The organism is Nonomuraea purpurea (genome assembly GCF_042650645.1).
Taxonomy (GTDB): Bacteria; Actinomycetota; Actinomycetes; order Streptosporangiales; family Streptosporangiaceae; genus Nonomuraea; species Nonomuraea purpurea.
The window spans coordinates 91,222-108,771 of the sequence record NZ_JBHSBI010000033.1; the positions used below are offsets into that span (position 1 = coordinate 91,222).

Here is a 17,550-nt window from a genome sequence, read left to right on the forward strand (position 1 = left end):
TCGTGGGCTCGGATGTTCAGGACCGTCAGAGCAGGGTTCCCCCTGAGGCGTCCAGCCAGTGGCCGGTCACCCAGCGGCTGTCGTCGCCGGCCAGGAAGGCCACCGCGTCGGCCACGTCCACAGGGGTGCCCACACGGCCCATGGGAGACAGGGACGACAGCCAGGCCAGCGCGTCCCCGACGAGTCTGCCCTGGTGCATGTCGGTGTCGATGACGCCGGGCGCCACGGTGTTGACGGTGATCGCGCGTGGGCCGAGTTGCTTGGCGAGCGTCGAGGTGAGCACGTCGAGCGCGCCTTTGGACATGGCGTAGCTGATGGACTGCGGCATGGCCGAGCCGCGGGTCAGCATCGTGGAGATGTTGATGATCCGGCCGCCGTCGCGCAGCCGGGGCAGCGCGAGTTGGGTGATGAAGAACGGGGCGGTGGCGTTGATCGCGAAGATCCGCTCGAACTGTGCTCTGGTGACGTGCTCGATGCCGGGCTCGTCGTTGAGGATGCCGGCGTTGTTGACCAGAATGTCCAGCTTGTCGGCGCGTGTGTCGAAGGCGGCCCACAGGCGTTCGGCGTCGCCGGGCGTGCCCAGTTCGGCCTGCAGGGCGAAGGCCTGCCCGCCTGCCGCCTCGATGGCGGCGACGGTTTCCTTGGCGGCCTGCTCGTTGCCGCCGTAGTGGACGGCGACGCGAGCGCCGTCACCGGCCAGGCGCTGGGCGATGGCCCGGCCGATTCCCCTGCTCGCGCCGGTGACGAGGGCGGTCTTGCCATGGAGGGTGTGCATGCTGTCTTCCTGCGGTGTGAGGTGGAGATGAAGTCGCCTGCCGGCGGTGTGCGGGTCTGGAGGGCGATCAAGCTTGAGGCCGGTCTTGCGGGGTGTCCTGGAGGAAGTCCAGGGTGGCCAGTTCGTTCACGGTCGCCTGAAGCTGATCGACGCGGACACGGCCGATCCGGACGAGTTCTTCACCCGCGGCGACCCACTGGTCGAGATCGTGGGAGAGCGGTGGGATGCCGGCGAGAATGTCGGCGCTCTCCTTGAGGGTGATGCCGACCCGTTGCGCGGCGAGGGCGAGTTTGATCCGGCAGATCGCGTCGACGGTGAAGCGGCGGGCGTTGCCGCTGTTGCGGTGAGCGGTGATCACACCGTAGCGCTCGTAGAAGCGGACGGCATTGGCCGTCACCCCGGCGGCCCTGGCCACCTGCCCGACCGTGAGCGAGGCCCGGCCCGTCTCGAAGCCGGGGTGGTCGCTGATGGTCATGGCACACCTCTCGCCTTCGCGGCTGAATCTCGCCGGTCCACGATCCGGAGCCGGCCCTCGATGTTGCTTTCTGTCATGGCACCGACGCTAGAAGTTCGCCTATAGGCGAACTCAAATCGCAGTTAGCCTGCCGGTGACGGGCACGTCGATGAAGAAATCTCCGGCGCGGCTCGAACCAATGAGCATTCAGCGGCATCCAACAAGATCACAGCATCTGAAGGGTCTCATGTGATCATCAGGTTGGACGGCACCTCCGAGGCGGCAACCACCTCACCGCGGATGGGCCTTTCGACAGGCGATCGGGGCTGCTCATGACGCAGGGCGCCCTCGCAGCCGTGAGCGTGTCCCAGGCATGGTGATCCGCAAACGCGCCCCACGCTCGATGCGGCGAATCGATGTGGCCCGCCTTCCCGAAGACGTCGTGGCGCTCATCGACGCCCTCGGACCTGATGAGAACTTGGTCGTCACGCGTGACGGCGCGTCGATAGCGACGATCTCCAGCACCATTGATGTGGTCCAAGGCGCCATCGTCGATCGCGACGCGTCAGATGAGGCCGACGATCAAGCACCGATGGACTACGAGAGCGTGACAGTCGTGGCCACCGCGATGGAGCTGTCGACCGCGGCTCGGGTTGCGCTGTCGACACAGCTCGGGGCGGACTACGTAGTGCTCGACATGCATGCGGCTCCCGCGACAACCGATGTGTTGCTGGTACCCCCAGGCAGCCCGCAGCTGATTGCGGCGCTCCGGTCGATGTTCCCGAAAGCTCGCGTCATCGTCACCGAAATCGAGGACCACGAGCTCGGAGTTCAGTATCACGGCCCGGTCCGACGTCTGCTCGACGCCGGCGCTGATGGGTATCTGCCTCCGGCGACCCTCCCGCTCCTGGCCAGGCAGCTTGACTACACGCTGAATCACGGGCGCGAGATCGCTGGTGGGGCTGCTCCACCATTGCAGATCGCACCGCCCCTGGCGCCGGCAGATCCAGACGACGAATGACCTCGCGCCTGGCCGGCTCAGAGCAGGCCAGGCGCGCAGCGGTTCCGGTGGTCAGTTCAGGCGGGCTCGCAGAAGGCAGAATTCATTGCCTTCGGGATCGGCCAGGACATGCCATGGCTCCTCGCCGGTCTGGCCGACGTCGGCCGGGCGCGCCCCGAGCTTCATGAGGCGTTCGAGTTCGGCGTCCTGATCGCGGTCGGTGGCGTTGACGTCGAAGTGCAGCCGCAGCTCGCCCACCTTGGGCTCGGTGGTGGGGCTGAAGATCAGAGTGGGCTGCAATCCGCCGAACCCTTCCTGAGGCCCGATCTCCACCGACCCGTCATCCTCGGTGTCGAGCACGATGAAGCCCAGCACCTCGCACCAGAACGCCGCCAGCCGTTGCGGATCCTGGCAAGGGATTATCAGTTCGGAAATGCGACAAGCCATGACCGGCATCGTACGGGGCGTCAACCGCGGGCCGCCAATCCTTCGCAGACCCCCTGACGGCTGCTTGTCCGCGAGGTCTACTTGGGCCGGACGTTGTGGTTGCGGGCGAACAGGTTGCCGGGGTCGTACTGACGTTTGACCGCCGCGAGGCGCTTGTAGGTGTGCGTTGGATAGACCGCGGCGACGTCCCCCTCGGTGGTGGAGGTGAGGAAGTTCGCGTAGGCGCCGTTGACGTGAGGCGCGAGTCTCCCCCAGATCGTTTCCAGGGCGGGACGAGCGGCCTCGATCACCGGTTCCGGGCCTGCGATGGTGGTCACGAACATCAGTTCCGCCTGGCGGTGCGCGTAGGCGGTGGCGTCGTCGGGGACACGGGATACCGCGCCGCCGACGCTGCGAACGGCGATGAACGGCGGCCGCTCCGATGCCCCGACCTCGGCGAGGATGCGAAGGACCTCGGGCACCGATTCCTTGTCGGCGAATGCGCTCCGGGTGACGAGCTTGATGCCAGATGGCGGTGTAGCGCCATCGACGAGGGTGTCGGTATAGGGTCTCAGCGCGATGTCGTCGTCGATCACTGTGCCGAGCCGGCGGATCGGGTCGATCGCCTGGGCCGCGAGTTCCGGGTCGTCGCCGTCGAAGGTGATGTGGATCTCGACCGGCGCGTTGGGGCCGCCGGCGAGTGGGTTGGCGAGGTTCGCGATGGATGTGAGCTCTTCGGGTGCGGTGCGCAGGTGGTCCGCCCACCCCTGGAGCACGCCGGCCGCCTCCGATGCCGGAAAGGTGATCTTGCCGTGGAAGACGTCCGTCGTCGGGTGTGCCACGAACTCGAAGGCGGTCACGATCCCGAAATTGCCGCCGCCACCGCGAATCGCCCAGAACAGCTCGGCGTTCTCCCCCTCGCTCGCCCGCACGACCTCTCCGCTGGCCGTGACCACCTCCGCGGCGACCACGTTGTCCAGGGTCAGGCCGTACTTCCTGACCTTCCAGCCGATGCCGCCGGTCAACGTCAGCCCGCCGACGCCGACACTCTTGGTGTCGCCTGAGGAGATGGCCAGGCCATGCGGGGCCAGGGCGGCCGCGACCTGACCCCAGGTGGCACCGCCGCCGATCCGTACATGATGACGTTCTTTGTCGGTGATCTCCACGTTCGCAAGCTCGCTGAGGTCGATCACGACACCGTCGTCGTTGGTGCCGAAGCCAGGAAAGCCGTGGCCGCCGCCCCGCACGGACAGCGGCAGCCCCGCACCGGCGGCGAATCCGACCGCTGCCCGCACGTCCTCGACGCTCTTGGGCCGCAGAACATAGGCTGGACTTCCCGAAGTCAATACCGAGCGACTGGCCGAGTCGTACTCCGCTCCGCCCGGTTCGATGATGTCGCCGCCGAAGTCGCGGCGAAGGGTTTCAAGCGCTGAATTCATGACGTTCCTTCCACACAGGAGAATGCTCGTTATCCGAACTGGCCGGGTTGGTGGTCGCCGGCGGGCTGCTGGACGATGACGTTCAGGCGGTTGGCGGCGTTGATGAGGGCGATGAGCGACACCAGGGCGGCGCGCTCGGCGTCGGTGAACACCGTGGCCTCGCGCCAGGCCGCGACCAGGTTGATGCGCGCCGAGGTCTCGCCCGCGTGCGCGAGGTCCTTGGTGTGCATATCGGTGCAGAAGCCGCAGCCGTTGATCTGGCTGGCGCGGAGCATCACCAGGTCCTGGGTCGTGGCCGGCAGCGTCGAGTCCTTGACGATCACTCTGCTGGCCGAGGCGAGGTAGCGCATGGACTTGGCCGCAAGCGGGCTGGCGGAGAGGTTCAAACGCGCTTCCATGACGTGTTTCCTCGTGTCTTCGTGTGCTGGGCCGAACGAACACAAGATGCCGACGGCCTGATCCTTGTGACAGCGCGATCAGGTGACCTGCGCCACACCCGTCGCGGTGTCACAAAACGGCGGGGGGCGGTGTCTGGTGGGTGTGACACATGAACAGGAGTCGTCCATGACCGGCACGTCGTCGCCCGAAGATGGCGGCGGTGGGATGAGCCACGCCGACTCCGCCACCGAGGCGTTCCTCGCCCACCGCAACCTGCTTTTCACCGTCGCCTACGAGATGCTCGGCTCGGCCGCCGACGCCGAGGACGTCCTGCAGGAGACCTGGTTGCGGTGGGCAGGGGTCGACCTGGGCACCGTGCGGGATCAGCGTGCCTACCTGGTGCGGATCACCACGCGTCAGGCGCTCGTCCGGCTGCGTACGCTCGGCCGCCGCAAGGAGTCCTACGTCGGCCCCTGGTTGCCCGAGCCGCTGCTGACCGCGCCCGACGTGGCCGAGGACGTCGAGTTGGCCGACAGCGTCTCGATGGCGATGTTGCTGGTGCTGGAGACGCTCACGCCGACCGAGCGGGCGGTGTTCGTGCTGCGTGAGGTGTTCGATCTGGCCTACGACGAGATCGCCGAAGCCGTCGACAAGAGCCCGGCCGCGGTCCGCCAGATCGCCCACCGGGCGCGGGCGCACGTCGCCGAGCGCCGGCCGCGCGGGGTCGTCTCCCCTGCCGAGACCCGCGGCGCGCTCGAAGCGTTCCAGCGGGCGGTCGAAACGGGCGATCTGCAACGCCTGCTCGACATCCTCGCGCCGAATGTCGTTCTCCTGGGTGACGGCGGCGGAGTCGTGCCGGCCGCGCTGGCGCCTGTCGTGGGGGCCGACCAGGTGGCCCAGGTGCTGGGCAGGATCTCCGTCAGGGGGTCGCTGCGGCCGGCGCAGGTCAACGGCCACCCGGCGCTGGTTTTCCGGAGCGACGGCGAGATCGACACCGTCATGGCGGTGCGCATCGACGACGGCCTCATCGCCGGGCTCTACGCCGTGCGCAATCCCGAGAAGTTGTCGCGTATGGAGCGGGAGACCACTTTGCGGCGTTGAGAAGGGTTCTCGTGGACCGGGTGCCATGACCATATGGCGGACGCAATAACGACATTCCCGCTATGGTGCTGAAGATCCATAGTTCCCGACGTTGGAGTGTCATGCCGTCCGCCGACCCCCTCCGGGAGGGCGATCCCGCCGCCGTGGGGCCGTACCGGCTCCTCGGGCGACTGGGCGCGGGCGGGCAGGCGGTACGTCAGGGATGGCGAGCGTCCAGGTCGACCAGGTTGCGATCCGGGTCCGCGGGGTCGTACAGCACGCGGACGTGGGTCCGGCCGTGCAGATCAGGGCCCGGATCGTGGCGGAAGTAGTCGCTGGTCGCGGTGTATGTCCGGCCCGTTCCCTCGTCCTGCCACGTCGCATGGACCACGTAGGGGTGCCGGTTGTTCACCCGTACGGCGAAGTCGCGTCCTATGTGCTCGATCTCCGCCCACACCTGCTGACCCTGGTCCCGTAGCCAGGCTCGCAGCCGGGTGATTCGTCGTCCCTTGACGAACAGGACCGCACCGATCGGGGTGAACACCACGCCGAGTCCGCCGACAATCATCGGGGCGAGGAACGCCGTCCAGAATGAGGAGATTCGCGCGTCGGATGGATCGTCCGGGTCGTACGAGACAGGTACGCTCTCGCCTTTCTCGAAGGAGGGCGGGTTGGTGCCACTGGAGCCCTGGAACGAGTACCGCCGGCCGTTGACGGTGAACTCCACGGTCGGGTACCAGGCCGTGCTGCTCCGGGCGTTGCCGTCGGAATTCCGTGTCGTGGTCGTCCGCTCGGTCAGCGCGACCACGGTACCGTCGGTCCGTTCGGCCGAGGACAGGAAGCTCGCCGTGGAGGCGGCCAGCGTGATGCCGACACAGAGCAGCACCAGTCCGATCAGACCGAAGATCCCGCCGACGAGGGTGAAGATCCGTCCATTGTGCATGGGACGAGTCTGCCCAACCCTGAGCAATGGGCGCATCTCTCGGGTTGATACCGGCGAATGGTCATGCCCGCCGGGCGTGGATGGCGGTGAAGGCCAGGAGGGGGACGGCGGTCCGCGGCGGATCCTCGAGTATGGGGGTGTGCCCGAGACCGGGCAGCAACTCGACTTTCGCGCCAGGAACGGCGCGGTAGCCGGCGGCGGACGAGGACCGCCATCTGCGGTCGTCCTCGCCGAAGATCACCAGCAGCGGCTTGCCGAGGGTCGTCAGCCGATCCGGGAGCGCCTGCCGCATCAGGTACTCGCTGGTGGCCCGCATCGTCGTGGTGAGCGTGTGGTAGGTCATGCCGCGCATCTCGTCCAGGAGCTCTTGTGGGAGCCGGTAGCCGGGGCGGCTGAAGCCGGTGCTCGCGAACTGGCGGATCTGCTCGTCGGTCGGCGGCCACTGCGAGGGGTCGATCGCCGCGGAGTCCTGCGCGATGAAGGCGTCCAGGCTGGGTCCTGTGTTGATGAGCACGAGCGCGGTCACCAGGTCGGGTCGCTGTTCGGCGAGGGCGGTGGCGACCACGCCGCCGCTGGAGTGGCCGACGACGATGGCGTGCTCGACGCCGAGCCGGTCCAGTACTGCGCCGGCCCTGCGTGCCTGGTCCGGCGTCGCGTAGCTGCGGTCGTCCGGTTTGGCTGATCGGCCGTGCCCGAGCAGGTCGATCCGGATGACGCGATGGGATTTGGTCAGCATCGGAACCAGCGAGTCCCATGAGCGGGCCGAGGAGGCGGACCCGTGGATGAGCAGGAGCGCGGGGGCGTCGCGGGGGCCGTCCTGGCACACGTGGATGTCGCCGTCGTCCAGGAGCAGCGTCTGCGTGATCTTCACGTGCGGGCCGCCGTCAGAAACAGTCATGAACCCACTGTTGCCGCTGGTGCGCGACAGTGTCTTGAACGAATGTTCCCTCAGCCGGCTCGCGTAGCATGAGGGCCGTGCGGACGTTCGTGCACGGTGCGGCTGTGTGGGACGTCGCATGCCCGCGACGGCCCAGCCGGGTGGCCGGTGTCACCATGGCCGGGTTCCGCGTCCGTGACCTGAACGCGCTCCGGATGGTCCCGCACCCGGCCGTGACACTGCTTCTGGACTTCGGCACCGGTTCGCCCGTCCTGGACCACGCCGCCGGGCGGCAGGAGCGGGGAAGCATCGTCGCCGGGCCCGGGCTCGGGTCCGGAGGCGCGGTCTGGGCGCGGGGCGAAAACGTCGAATGCGTGCAGGTACGTCTGTCCCCGGTGATCGCACGCGCGGTTCTGGGCGCCTCCCCCGCCGACCTCGGCGGCGCCGCAGTTCCCCTGGGCGACCTGTGGGGCCGGAAGGCGTCACGGATCCGTGAGCAGCTGAGCGATGCCTCCTCCTGGGAGGATCGCTTCGCGTTGGCGGACGCGCTGGTCAGCCGCCTGCATGAGGCGGGGCCGCCCGTAGACCCGGAGGTGGCCTGGGCCTGGCACCGGATCGTCGGCGGACGCGGCCTGGTCCGGGTCGACGGCGTGGCGGCCGAGGTCGGATGGAGCCGTAAGCGCCTGTGGTCCCGGTTCCGGTCGCAGCTCGGACTGCCGCCCAAGCGGGCTGCGAAGCTGGTCCGCTTCGACCATGTCGCCCACCGCCTGGTCGCGGGTGAGGGCGCGGCCAGAGTCGCGGTGGAGGGTGGTTACGCCGACCAGTCGCACCTGCATCGGGACGTCATGGCATTCACCGGAGTGACCCCGGCGAGTGTGGCAGGTGAGCCGTTTCTGGCGGTTGACGACATCGCATGGCCTAGCCGCGAAACTCCCGCCCACGATGGATCGGCGTTGCGGGATGCGAGTCGGCCCGCGACCTGACGGATCCAACCATCAACGCCAGGAAGTGCGGCCGCTGGTCGGCGGTCGTCTCTTCTGATCAGGTAAAAGTTGGTAGAGATCACGCGATGGAGGGTGATGGTGGCTTCGACCTCTTTGGGACCGGCCTACCAACGGCTCTGGCTGGCGACGGCACTGTCCAATCTCGGCGATGGCATTCGTATGGCGGCCTTACCGTTGCTGGCAGCGGCCATGACGTCGGATCCTGTCGCGGTGGCCGGCGTCGCCATCGCCGGGCAGAGCCCCTGGTTGATATTCGGTTTGTTCGCGGGAGCCGTCGTCGATCGTTTCGACCGGCGTCGCCTGACGGTTCTCGTCGACGTCGTGCGTGTGCTGCTGCTGGTCGTCCTCGTTGCCGCGCTGTCTTTCGGCATCGCCGGAATCGTGCTGGTGTACGCGGTGGCGTTCGCCTGCGGCGTAGGCGAGACCTTGCGCGACACGGCCACGGCCACTCTCCTTCCACCCTTGGTCGGCGACGCCGACCTCGACCGGGCCAACGGCGGCTTGGTCAACGCCGAAGTCGCGGGCAACGAACTGGTGGGGCCGCCGATCGGCGGGTATCTGTTTGGTGTCGCGATGGTGCTTCCGTTCGCGGTCAACGGCGGCACGCTGGCGGTCGCGGCGGCCCTGATCTTCAGCTTGCCGAACGTGTTCGCCCCCAAGACCGGCCCCGTTGCCCGCAAGGGGCGGATCTGGAGTGACACGCTCGCGGGTCTGCGCTGGCTGGCGCGTCACCGGCGGCTACGCGTACTGGTCATCCTCGGTGGTGTGTTCGCGCTGATGGACAGCGCCTGGTTCGCGATCCTTGTCCTTTACGTCCCCCAGGTTCTGGGGCTGCCCGCGTGGGGTTATGGCGCGTTGCTGGGGGTGGGCGCCGTTCTAGGTCTGGCCGGCGGCTACTTCGCGGCACGCATCACCCGCTCGATCGGATCCGCTGCGGCGCTGACGAGTTGTCTCGCGTGCGCCGCGGCGGGACAGTTGATGCTCGGACTCACCACCTCAGCCTTCGTCGCCGCCTTGGGGCTGGCCATCACGAGCGGCGCGTTCGGGGTATGGGCGGTCGTGGCCCGCACCCTCCGTCAACGGCTCACCCCTTCCGAACTCCTCGGCCGGGTCAGCAGCGCGTCGATGACCACCGTGATGGGCGCGGCACCTTTGGGCGCACTCGCCGGCGGGCTCCTCGCGGCCGAGTGGGGACTGACCGCGCCGATCCTGGCGGGCGTGCCCGTCCTCGCGATCGGCGCCCTCGTTTGCCACCTCAGATTGCGCGCGGACTGAACAAGGCGCTCATCTTCTGGGCTGCGACTCGGTGGAGCGAAGATCACGGGTGCGGCCGGCCTTGATGATGCCGGTGAGGGCGGAGCGGACATTGTGGAGTTCGGCGATCTGACTGTCGATGCGCTGGAGTTCCCCTTCGAAGGCGGCAATGAGGTCGTCGCATCCGGGCGCGAGGAATTCCCCGTCGTCGACCATGCAGGGAAGGATCTCTCTGACCAGGTCGGAGTTGAGTCCGGCCGCGAGCAGGATCCGGATGCGGCGGACCGTCTCGATGTCCTCGTCGGTGTAGAGGCGGTATCCGGCCGACGTCCGTTCGGGATGCAGCAGGCCCTTCTCCTCGTAGTAGCGCAGTGCGCGGGTGCTCACTCCGGCCTGGTCGGCGAACGTGCCGATTCTCACCTCTGATCACCTCCGCCTTGACCTTCACGTCAACGTGAAGCTTTAGCGTACGGCACATACGTCCGCCGGATCGGAGCCGGCGGACGTGACCACAACGTGCGGGAGTGTTGATGATGGAACAGGTGTCGGTGATCGGATTGGGCCCCATGGGACGCGCCATCGCCATGGCGTTCCTGGCCGCAGGCCATCCGACGACCGTGTGGAATCGGACTGCGGACAAAGCCGATGAACTTCTCGAACGTGGGGCCACCTGGGCGGGCAGTCCGCTGGCGGCGCTCGATGCCGGTACGTTGACCGTCGTGTGCGTCATCGACGCCGACGCGATCGACGCCATCCTCTCTGTTCGACCGCCACCGGCAGGTCCTCGGCGCGCTGGGCGGCGTGGCCGAGAACCTCGGCGCGGACCCCGGCAGAGCGGCGAGCTTCGATGTGGCCCTGCTGAACCTGTTCTGGAGCTCGATCACCGGGTTGATGCACTCGTTCGCGCTCGCGGCACGGCACCAGGTGCCGGCCACCGCGCTGGCGCCGCACGCCCGCCAGATGGCGCAACTCGTCGCCGACCTGCTGCCCGGGCTCGCGACCACCATCGACACCGGCAACTTAGCGCTCCGCGAGCATCCTGAAGGTAGGTCGTCGTTTCAAGGAGGCCGGTTCAGGAATGCCGTGCCTGCCGTTTCCGTAGGACACGATCTCCTCTTGTGAAGCGTTGTAGAGCCTCACCCTTGCGTCGCCGTACTGGTTGTTCACGAGAGCGCCCGGGTTGATGACAGGGTCCTCAACCCGGTCAGGAAACAGCAAGCAAGAGCAGGATGACCAGCGAGCCCGCGGTCGTGAGGAGGAACCGCGCCAGGACGAGCGGATGGAACCAGCCGGGGAACGCCGCCTTCGCCGCCTCAATCAATGCCTTGGCGTCGATGTCGGTGGTGCCGGACTTGCGCAAGGCAGTCTCCACATAGCGGATGACGAAAACCTGGGAGGTGGTGACGAAACCGCCGGCGATCAGCAGGATGGGCTGAAGGATCCAGGTGAGCATTGGCTGATCGAACAGATTCAGCACGGCAAGCGCTGCCAGACCCGCGGCGATCGCCACGGACACCGTCACGCCGGCGGTGCCGGCGGTGAAGTCGAGGCCATGCTTAGCCAATACGGCGGTGCTGTGGCCCTGTCGGTGGATCTCGGCATCGGCTGCTTTCTGGGCGGCGGCGCCGTACCTGTGGCCGGCCAACGGGACGACCAGGTACGTCAGGGCCAGCAGGCCTTGCAGGGCGACAACGAGGAACACAGGGATCTCCTCAAGCAGACTTTTGAACTTTGTTCGACAACGTACGCACGTTTTGATCTAAGTTCAACTCTCGCTAGGCTGGGCGACATGCTGACCAAGGAGCAGATCGTCCGGGCAGCCGTCGAGGTACTCGACGCCGAAGGCGTGAACGGGCTGAACATCCGCCGCCTGGGCACACACCTCGGGTCGGCCGCATCGGCGATGTACTACTACGTCAAGAGCAAGGACAAGTTGGTAGTCCTCGCTGCCGACCACGTGTTCGGCGAGATCCCGCTGCCCGACACCGCCACAGCCGGGTGGCAGGACGCCGCCGCGTCGCTGGCGCGTGGAGCCTATTCCATGATCGTGCGGCACTACTGGTTGATCCCGGCAATGAGCACGCACCTCATCTACGGCCCCAACAAGGCCCGCTTCGACGAACAATCCCTGACGATCTACGAGTCGGCGGGGTTCACCCAGGCAGAGGCCGACCAGGCAGCCGCTACCGTGCTCATGTTCGTGATCGGCGCCGCGCAGGGCCAGGCGGCACAGGCAGCCTGGCAGGCGCACCTACGACGAAACGGTGCCGACGCCGACAAAGAGTTCCATGGGATCACCGCTGAGATGCTCGCGATCGCCCAGGCCCTCCCCCGACTGCGGGCCCGCATCGACTCCGCCGCCATAACCCCGCCCGGGGACCCGTTCGAGTTCGGACTCCACACAGTTCTGGCCGGGCTGGAATCGCGCATCCACTCCCCGACATCGCCGGCTCCGTGACGACAGTCATGGCATCTATGCGCGGAATTCGTACACGAAGCGTCACGGCGATTACCCAGAGCTACTTTGGGGCTGGGGACACGTTCGGGAGAAGACCCCCCTGCAGGCAAGTGGGCAGGTAGACGATCGATCCGCCGAGCAGCGCGGGTTCGGCCTCGCCCCGCACGTTCTGCGCCACTGGGAGGCCATGGGGTCTGCTGGTCCCCGCCGCCAGGGTCAGCGGCCGTCGCCGCTCGAACACCGGCTTCAGGAGATCTCGGCCTCCAAAGCGCTGATTGAACACCTCATGCGGTGCACAACGGACGACTTCCCCCAACCGGCGGATAGTGGAGAGCGCGACCAGGCTCCAGGACCCGCGCCAGGACGTCCCGGTCATAGGCTGCGACGAGGCGCCGACCCCCCATGGAAGCGCGGGCTCGACGTCGTTGTTCCATGGCGTATGACCAGCGAACCCTTCGGAGCCCGGCGGCGGCGCGAGCAGCTGCGCGACTTTCTGCGCGCCTGCCGGGCGAGGCTCACGCCCGATGATGTCGGCATGGCGGCGGTGGGCAGGCGCAGGACGCCGGGGCTGCGGCGTGAGGAGGTCGCCGTGCTGGCCGGGGTCGGGGTGTCCTGGTACACCTGGTTGGAGCAGGGCCGCGACATCAACGTCTCGTCCGAGGTGCTCGACGCGATCAGCGGGGCTCTGCGTCTGACCGAACCAGAACGCGTGCACCTGTATCTGCTGGCGGGGCTCAACCCGCCGCCACAGGTCGGCCGGCGGCGCGGCGACGCGATCACCCCGGAGCTGCGGCGCCTGCTGGACGCCTGGATGCCGCGCCCGGCGATCCTGCGGGACCGGTACTGGAATCTGCTCGCGATCAACGAGGCGACCCGGGTGGTGTTCGGCTACGACGACACCGACCGCAACTGCCTGACCTCGTTCTTCACCAACGCCCGCTACCGCAGCATGCACGTGCAGTGGGCCTCGGTCGCCCCGGCCGTGGTCGCCGCCTTCCGCGCTGATGCGGCGCATTCTCCCGATGACCCGGAGTTCGGCCGGGTGGTGGGCGGTCTGAGCGCCGTGAGCCCCGAGTTCGCCGAGTTGTGGGCGCGCCACGAGGTGGGCGCTCCCGCGCAGGCGGTGAAGGCGGTACGCCATCCCGACGCGGGAGATCTGTTCTTCGACGTGACGACCCTGACGGTGACCGATCACCCTGGCTGGTATCTGGAGCTGTACAACCCGCTGCCCGGAACCGAAGAACGCCTTTCGCCCGCCCGGCTCGCCTTCCCGGCATGACCGTCGGCCAAGGTGGTGGTGCCACTCCCACGTTGAGCACGCACTGTATGGTCCGGGCGCCGGTCGGCAGGCTGGATCCCATGACGATTTCCCGATTCGACGACAAGATCGCGCTCATCACCGGCGGCACGAGCGGGATGGGCCTGTCCACCGCGCGACGGTTGCTCGCCGAGGGCGCGCAGGTGGTCATCACCGGACGCGACCGAACCCGCCTGGAGGCGGCGGTCAAAGCGCTGGACGGCGGACAGCGGGTGCTCGCGGTGCGCGGTGACGTGTCGAGCCTGCCCGACCTGGACGCGCTGACGGCCACGATCCGGGACCGGCACGGACGTCTGGACGTGCTCTTCGCCAACGCCGGCGTGGCCTCGTTCCAGCACAGCGGTGACGTCACCGAGGCCGAGTTCGACCACATCGTGGACGTCAATTTCAAGGGCGTGTTCTTCACCGTCCAGAAAACGATGCCGCTGCTGTCCGAGGGCGCGGCGATCGTGATCAACGCGTCGTGGACGCTGCACCGTGGCCTTGCGGGGGCCTCGGTCTACGCGGCGACCAAGGCCGCGGTGCACAACCTGGCGCACACCCTCGCGGCCGACCTGGGGCCCAGAAGGATTCGGGTGAATTCCGTCAGTCCCGGTTACATCGAGACCCCGATGTTCCACGACAACATCTCCGCCGAGGCCAAAACCGCCGTCGTGGCCTCGGTGCCCACCGCTCGAACCGGTACGAGCGAGGACGTCGCCGACGCGGTGGCCTTCCTCGCCTCAGGTGAGGCCTCATACGTCAACGGACAGGATTTGATCATCGATGGCGGCTTGGTCGCCACCGCCGCCGCCCTCACCGGATGAGACACGGTACGCCTATCCTCCCTAGCTATGGATCTTCGTGGCAAAACCATCGTCCTGGCGGGCAGCTTCCGCACCGAGCCCGTCGCGAAGCTGAAGATGCGGCTTCAGGGCGCCGGGGCGAACGTCGTGGATGAGGTGTCGCCTTCCGTGGACGCCGTGTTCAACGGGTACGGCAACTCCTACCCGAACGAGCACGTCCGCGCCGCGGAACGGCTGGGCGTGCCGGTGCTGCCGGTGGAGGAACTGCTGGCCGTGCGGCGCGGGAAGCCGAACGGGTCCGGGGACTTTCCCGGGCGCGCCGCCCTGGAAGCGGCGCGGGATGACCCCGGGGCCCTGCTCACGATGCTGGAGGACGCCGACTGGTCGGCGTTCCGGCCGGAGCGGGATCTGCCTGCGCTGCGCGCCCTGCTGGCCGAGGTGGAAGAGCGGCACGGCATCACCGGCGCGCACCGTGTGGCCACCGACCGCCTCCGCGAGCGCGGCGCGCGGCTGCGTCACCCGTACACCATGTTCGGGGGCGACTTCCAGGACTACGCGCTCAGCCCATGCGGCCGCTACCTGGCCACGGGCCGGGCCACCAAGAAAGGGAATTACGACGGCACAGGCCCGTTGCAGGTGTGGGAGATGGCCACGGGGCGCGTCGTCAACGGGGTCGACGTCCAGTACGGTGTCGGCTGGCGCGGCTACCGCGACACGGTGCAGTGGTCGGTGGACGGAACCCGGGTCGCGCTGGCGTTCTGCACGAACAACGTCGGATTGTGGGACCCGTTCGGCGCACGCCTCAACCCGTACGGGAGGGCGGACGTGACGGACGGGTTCGACGCCGCGGCGACGTTCGCCCTGGCTCCCGACGGCCGCCGGGCCTACATCTCGATGGGCAGCGAGCACGAGATGGCGGGCTGCGTCGCGGCGCTGGACCAGGGCGAGGTCTTTTACAACGACTACCGTCTGCACAACAGGGGCCCCGAGCCCGACATGCTGACCGCTCCGCTGCCGGAGGAGATGAAGGAGAGGCTCAAGAGCGACGAGTTCGCCTTCCGCCGCGTGCGGTGGTCCCGCGACGGCGGGCGGCTGCTCGGGCACAACGGGCCATGGGCCACCGCCGTCGACGTCCCGAGCGGGCGCATGCGCTGGCTGACGCTGACCGTCGGCGATGTCGCGTGGAGCCCGGACGACCGGCGCGCGGCAGCGTTGACGTCGGGCCGCTCGCCCCGGCTGACCGTCCTCGACGCCGGCACCGGGCAACCGGCGGGCGACCCCGCGGACCAGGCGGAGGGGACGCTGCACTGGGGCATGCGCGGGGCCGAGGCCCGGCTGGCGGTCGTGGTCGACGATGGCGGCGGCGTCGACGTCTACGACGAGAACGGTCGTCACCGGTATCACCTGCCCATCGCCACCACCGACCGCAACGGCCGATCCTTCTACAACGGCCAGGAGCGCCCCTGGGCCTGGGAGCCCGCGGGAGAGTTCGGCGCGTGTCTGACCGCCGACGGGCGGGCGGAGGTGTGGTCGCTGGGTGACGAACCGGCCAGGGCCGGTTCGATCCAGACGCCCGAGGGGACGGAGGCGGTGCTGTGGGGCGCCGGCGGCGTGCTCGCGCTGATCGGCGCGCAGACGCTCCGCTTCGTCGACGCCTTGACCGGCGCCGTCAGCGGCGACTTCGTGTTCGGCCGTCACTTCGACGGTGAGCGCAGTCCGCTCGACGACGAGGACGAACCTCTGCACGGGATGTTCCAGTCGGACGCCTTCCCGCTGGCGGACTCCTCGTGGTGTGCCATCGCCGACCCCGCCATCGGGCCTGCCGCGGCCCTGGTGATCGCCGACGAGGAACGTCTGGACGATCTCGACGCCGTCGTGTCCTGGACCGTCGACCGCCGCTTCTCCTGGCCCGTCCGCTGGGGCCGCCTCGACGTCGTCACGAGCGCGGAGGCGGCGGCCGCGCGCCTGCGGCTGTAGTTTCGGCGCACCTTGGTCGGCGGTGTGATCGTCGGCGCCGACCCGGGTTGGAACGGCAACGGGTTCAACCGGGCGATGGTCCCGCCCGACGCGCCGGCCACCGGGCGACTTCAGCAATGCCGCGTTCGAGCTGGACGGCGTGCGCTGACGGTTGCGGCGCTCGTTCGAGCTCACCCAAACGCCCGCGTCCGAAGAGCAGGAGGCAACGGCCCGTCACAGCCTTGCGCTGACCCCTCGCATCAGCATCCCGAACGACCAGGTCGCCAGGTGCTGCGGCAGGAGTGTGGCGCCGCGCAGCGCGGCCTCGCTCTGGAACAGGGTTCGCGGCCCGGAGATCGCGACGCCCTGAGTGGCCACCGTGGAGGCCAGCATGGCCTGCCGCCTGCGACTCCGCTCGTAGGCGGGCAGGTCGGTGAGGGTTGGCAGCAGTGCCGAGACGTCTTCCAGGGCCTGGCCGGCGCCCTGCGCCAGCATGGGGGGCATCGCGTGCGCGGCGTCGCCGATCAGGACGCTCCGGCCGCGCCACCAGCGCAGCGGGGGGCGATGCCGGCGGTGCGGGAAGAGTTCGAGGTCCTTGTCCGACAGCGCCGCCAGCAGGTCGCGGACGGGCGAGGCCCACGAGCCGTACTGGCGCCGGAGGGTGGCCAGCGCCCGGTTCGGTCCTTCCGAGTCGTCGCCCGGCCGCCGGCGCAGGTCGATGAGCCACTGCACGAGGCCGTCGCCCGCGGGGTTCAGCCCGACGTCGCCCTGGCGGCCGAGGAACAGCAGGGAGCGGGAGCCGAGGTCGAAGGGCGCCGGGATCAGGCCCTGCCAGGTGGCCGAACCGGTCGGCCTGGCGTGCGAGCCGGGGCCGAAGAGCGCCGTGCGCACCTGGGAGTTCACGCCGTCTGCGCCGATGAGCAGGTCGCCGGAGTACTGCGTGCCGTCCTCGGTCTCGATCCGTACGGACCGGCCGTCGTCGTGGAGGCGGGTGAAGCGGGCGCCGAAGCGGAAGATCTCCTCGGGCAGCCCCTCGGCGAGGCGGGTGAGCAGCACCGGGCGCGGGATCCCCAGTACCGGGGCGCCGAACCTGGTCGCCAGCCGTTCGGTGTCGACGACCATCAACGGGCGTCCTCGGGCGCTGCGGACGTCGATGGCGTCGATGCGCTCCCCCGCCCCGTCCGTCCGCACGCCGAGATCGTTGAGCACCGTGGTGCCGTTGCTCCAGAGCACGATCGCGCATCCGCTCTCGCGTAGCGCGGGCGCCCGTTCGAGCACGGTCACCGTGTGCCCGGCGGCGAGTAATCCTCTGGCGGCCGCCACCCCGGCGAGTCCGGCCCCCACGACGAGAACGCGCATGCCCACCACACCCTCTACATTTAGTAGTACTACTGATCGTAGAG

At 68.6% G+C, this 17,550-nt stretch carries 19 protein-coding genes and 1 pseudogene; 10 read left to right on the forward strand and 10 right to left on the reverse strand.

Annotation, left to right across the window (positions count from 1 at the left end; genetic code table 11):
• Positions 1–25 precede the first annotated feature (25 nt).
• Both ACFOY2_RS44060 and ACFOY2_RS44065 read right to left on the reverse strand, forming a co-directional pair.
• Positions 26–775: an SDR family oxidoreductase gene (locus ACFOY2_RS44060; protein ID WP_379534108.1), complete on the reverse strand. Its 750-nt coding sequence runs from the start codon at positions 773–775 to the stop codon at positions 26–28.
• A 67-nt stretch (positions 776–842) separates the two neighbouring features.
• Complete coding sequence (locus ACFOY2_RS44065) at positions 843–1,250, reverse strand: MerR family transcriptional regulator (RefSeq protein ID WP_379534109.1); 408 nt, start codon at positions 1,248–1,250, stop codon at positions 843–845.
• A gap of 352 nt (positions 1,251–1,602) precedes the next feature.
• Between ACFOY2_RS44065 and ACFOY2_RS44070 the strand changes: the two genes are divergently transcribed.
• A complete protein-coding gene (locus ACFOY2_RS44070; protein WP_379534110.1) occupies positions 1,603–2,250 on the forward strand; it encodes a hypothetical protein in 648 nt (215 codons plus the stop codon).
• A 51-nt stretch (positions 2,251–2,301) separates the two neighbouring features.
• Here the strand turns inward: ACFOY2_RS44070 and ACFOY2_RS44075 are convergent, their stop codons facing one another.
• The 3 genes from ACFOY2_RS44075 to ACFOY2_RS44085 all read right to left on the reverse strand — a co-directional run bounded on the left by ACFOY2_RS44075 (position 2,302) and on the right by ACFOY2_RS44085 (position 4,492).
• Entirely contained in the window at positions 2,302–2,676 is a 375-nt protein-coding gene (locus ACFOY2_RS44075) for a VOC family protein (RefSeq protein WP_379534174.1), read from the reverse strand.
• A 77-nt stretch (positions 2,677–2,753) separates the two neighbouring features.
• Positions 2,754–4,094 carry an FAD-binding oxidoreductase gene (locus tag ACFOY2_RS44080; protein ID WP_379534111.1) on the reverse strand — a complete coding sequence of 447 codons (1,341 nt, stop codon included), beginning with the start codon at positions 4,092–4,094 and terminating at the stop codon, positions 2,754–2,756.
• Between the two features lie 29 nt (positions 4,095–4,123).
• Positions 4,124–4,492, reverse strand: coding sequence for a carboxymuconolactone decarboxylase family protein (locus ACFOY2_RS44085; RefSeq protein ID WP_379534112.1), 369 nt, complete (start codon positions 4,490–4,492; stop codon positions 4,124–4,126).
• Between the two features lie 166 nt (positions 4,493–4,658).
• Here ACFOY2_RS44085 and ACFOY2_RS44090 point away from each other — a divergent pair, with 166 nt between their 5' ends.
• On the forward strand, positions 4,659–5,573 hold the full coding sequence (locus tag ACFOY2_RS44090) for an RNA polymerase sigma-70 factor (RefSeq protein WP_379534113.1): 915 nt from the start codon (positions 4,659–4,661) through the stop codon (positions 5,571–5,573).
• A gap of 196 nt (positions 5,574–5,769) precedes the next feature.
• Here ACFOY2_RS44090 and ACFOY2_RS44095 read toward each other — a convergent pair whose 3' ends face one another.
• The gene (locus tag ACFOY2_RS44095; protein WP_379534114.1) at positions 5,770–6,495 is read right to left on the reverse strand and encodes a DUF3592 domain-containing protein; all 726 of its coding nucleotides are present in this window, start codon (positions 6,493–6,495) and stop codon (positions 5,770–5,772) included.
• Positions 6,496–6,556: 61 nt separating this feature from the next.
• Positions 6,557–7,393, reverse strand: coding sequence for an alpha/beta fold hydrolase (locus ACFOY2_RS44100; RefSeq protein WP_379534115.1), 837 nt, complete (start codon positions 7,391–7,393; stop codon positions 6,557–6,559).
• Positions 7,394–7,470: 77 nt separating this feature from the next.
• Here ACFOY2_RS44100 and ACFOY2_RS44105 point away from each other — a divergent pair, with 77 nt between their 5' ends.
• Complete coding sequence (locus ACFOY2_RS44105) at positions 7,471–8,355, forward strand: AraC family transcriptional regulator (protein WP_379534116.1); 885 nt, start codon at positions 7,471–7,473, stop codon at positions 8,353–8,355.
• A 96-nt stretch (positions 8,356–8,451) separates the two neighbouring features.
• Positions 8,452–9,651 carry an MFS transporter gene (locus tag ACFOY2_RS44110; RefSeq protein ID WP_379534117.1) on the forward strand — a complete coding sequence of 400 codons (1,200 nt, stop codon included), beginning with the start codon at positions 8,452–8,454 and terminating at the stop codon, positions 9,649–9,651.
• 9 nt (positions 9,652–9,660) lie between these two features.
• Here ACFOY2_RS44110 and ACFOY2_RS44115 read toward each other — a convergent pair whose 3' ends face one another.
• On the reverse strand, positions 9,661–10,050 hold the full coding sequence (locus ACFOY2_RS44115; protein WP_379534118.1) for a MerR family transcriptional regulator: 390 nt from the start codon (positions 10,048–10,050) through the stop codon (positions 9,661–9,663).
• A 113-nt stretch (positions 10,051–10,163) separates the two neighbouring features.
• Between ACFOY2_RS44115 and ACFOY2_RS44120 the strand changes: the two are divergent.
• Positions 10,164–10,376 (forward strand): annotated as a pseudogene (locus tag ACFOY2_RS44120) (NAD(P)-binding domain-containing protein); the annotation flags it as partial.
• Between the two features lie 55 nt (positions 10,377–10,431).
• On the forward strand, positions 10,432–10,752 hold the full coding sequence (locus ACFOY2_RS44125; RefSeq protein ID WP_379534119.1) for an imine reductase family protein: 321 nt from the start codon (positions 10,432–10,434) through the stop codon (positions 10,750–10,752).
• Positions 10,753–10,834: 82 nt separating this feature from the next.
• On the opposite strand, the gene ACFOY2_RS44130 is transcribed toward ACFOY2_RS44125, so the two are convergent.
• Positions 10,835–11,332, reverse strand: a complete 498-nt coding sequence (locus ACFOY2_RS44130) for a hypothetical protein (protein WP_379534120.1) — start codon at positions 11,330–11,332, stop codon at positions 10,835–10,837.
• An 87-nt stretch (positions 11,333–11,419) separates the two neighbouring features.
• On the opposite strand from ACFOY2_RS44130, the gene ACFOY2_RS44135 reads away from it, so the two are divergent.
• From ACFOY2_RS44135 to ACFOY2_RS44150, 4 genes are all read left to right on the forward strand, one after another.
• Positions 11,420–12,088 (forward strand): TetR/AcrR family transcriptional regulator C-terminal domain-containing protein, encoded by a 669-nt coding sequence (locus tag ACFOY2_RS44135; protein ID WP_379534121.1) that lies wholly within the window; start codon positions 11,420–11,422, stop codon positions 12,086–12,088.
• 439 nt (positions 12,089–12,527) lie between these two features.
• Positions 12,528–13,367, forward strand: a complete 840-nt coding sequence (locus ACFOY2_RS44140; RefSeq protein ID WP_379534122.1) for a helix-turn-helix transcriptional regulator — start codon at positions 12,528–12,530, stop codon at positions 13,365–13,367.
• A gap of 80 nt (positions 13,368–13,447) precedes the next feature.
• The gene (locus tag ACFOY2_RS44145) at positions 13,448–14,212 is read left to right on the forward strand and encodes a glucose 1-dehydrogenase (protein WP_379534123.1); all 765 of its coding nucleotides are present in this window, start codon (positions 13,448–13,450) and stop codon (positions 14,210–14,212) included.
• A 27-nt stretch (positions 14,213–14,239) separates the two neighbouring features.
• A complete protein-coding gene (locus tag ACFOY2_RS44150; protein WP_379534124.1) occupies positions 14,240–16,168 on the forward strand; it encodes a hypothetical protein in 1,929 nt (642 codons plus the stop codon).
• A 213-nt stretch (positions 16,169–16,381) separates the two neighbouring features.
• On the opposite strand, the gene ACFOY2_RS44155 is transcribed toward ACFOY2_RS44150, so the two are convergent.
• Complete coding sequence (locus tag ACFOY2_RS44155; protein ID WP_379534125.1) at positions 16,382–17,506, reverse strand: FAD-dependent oxidoreductase; 1,125 nt, start codon at positions 17,504–17,506, stop codon at positions 16,382–16,384.
• Positions 17,507–17,550 lie beyond the last annotated feature (44 nt).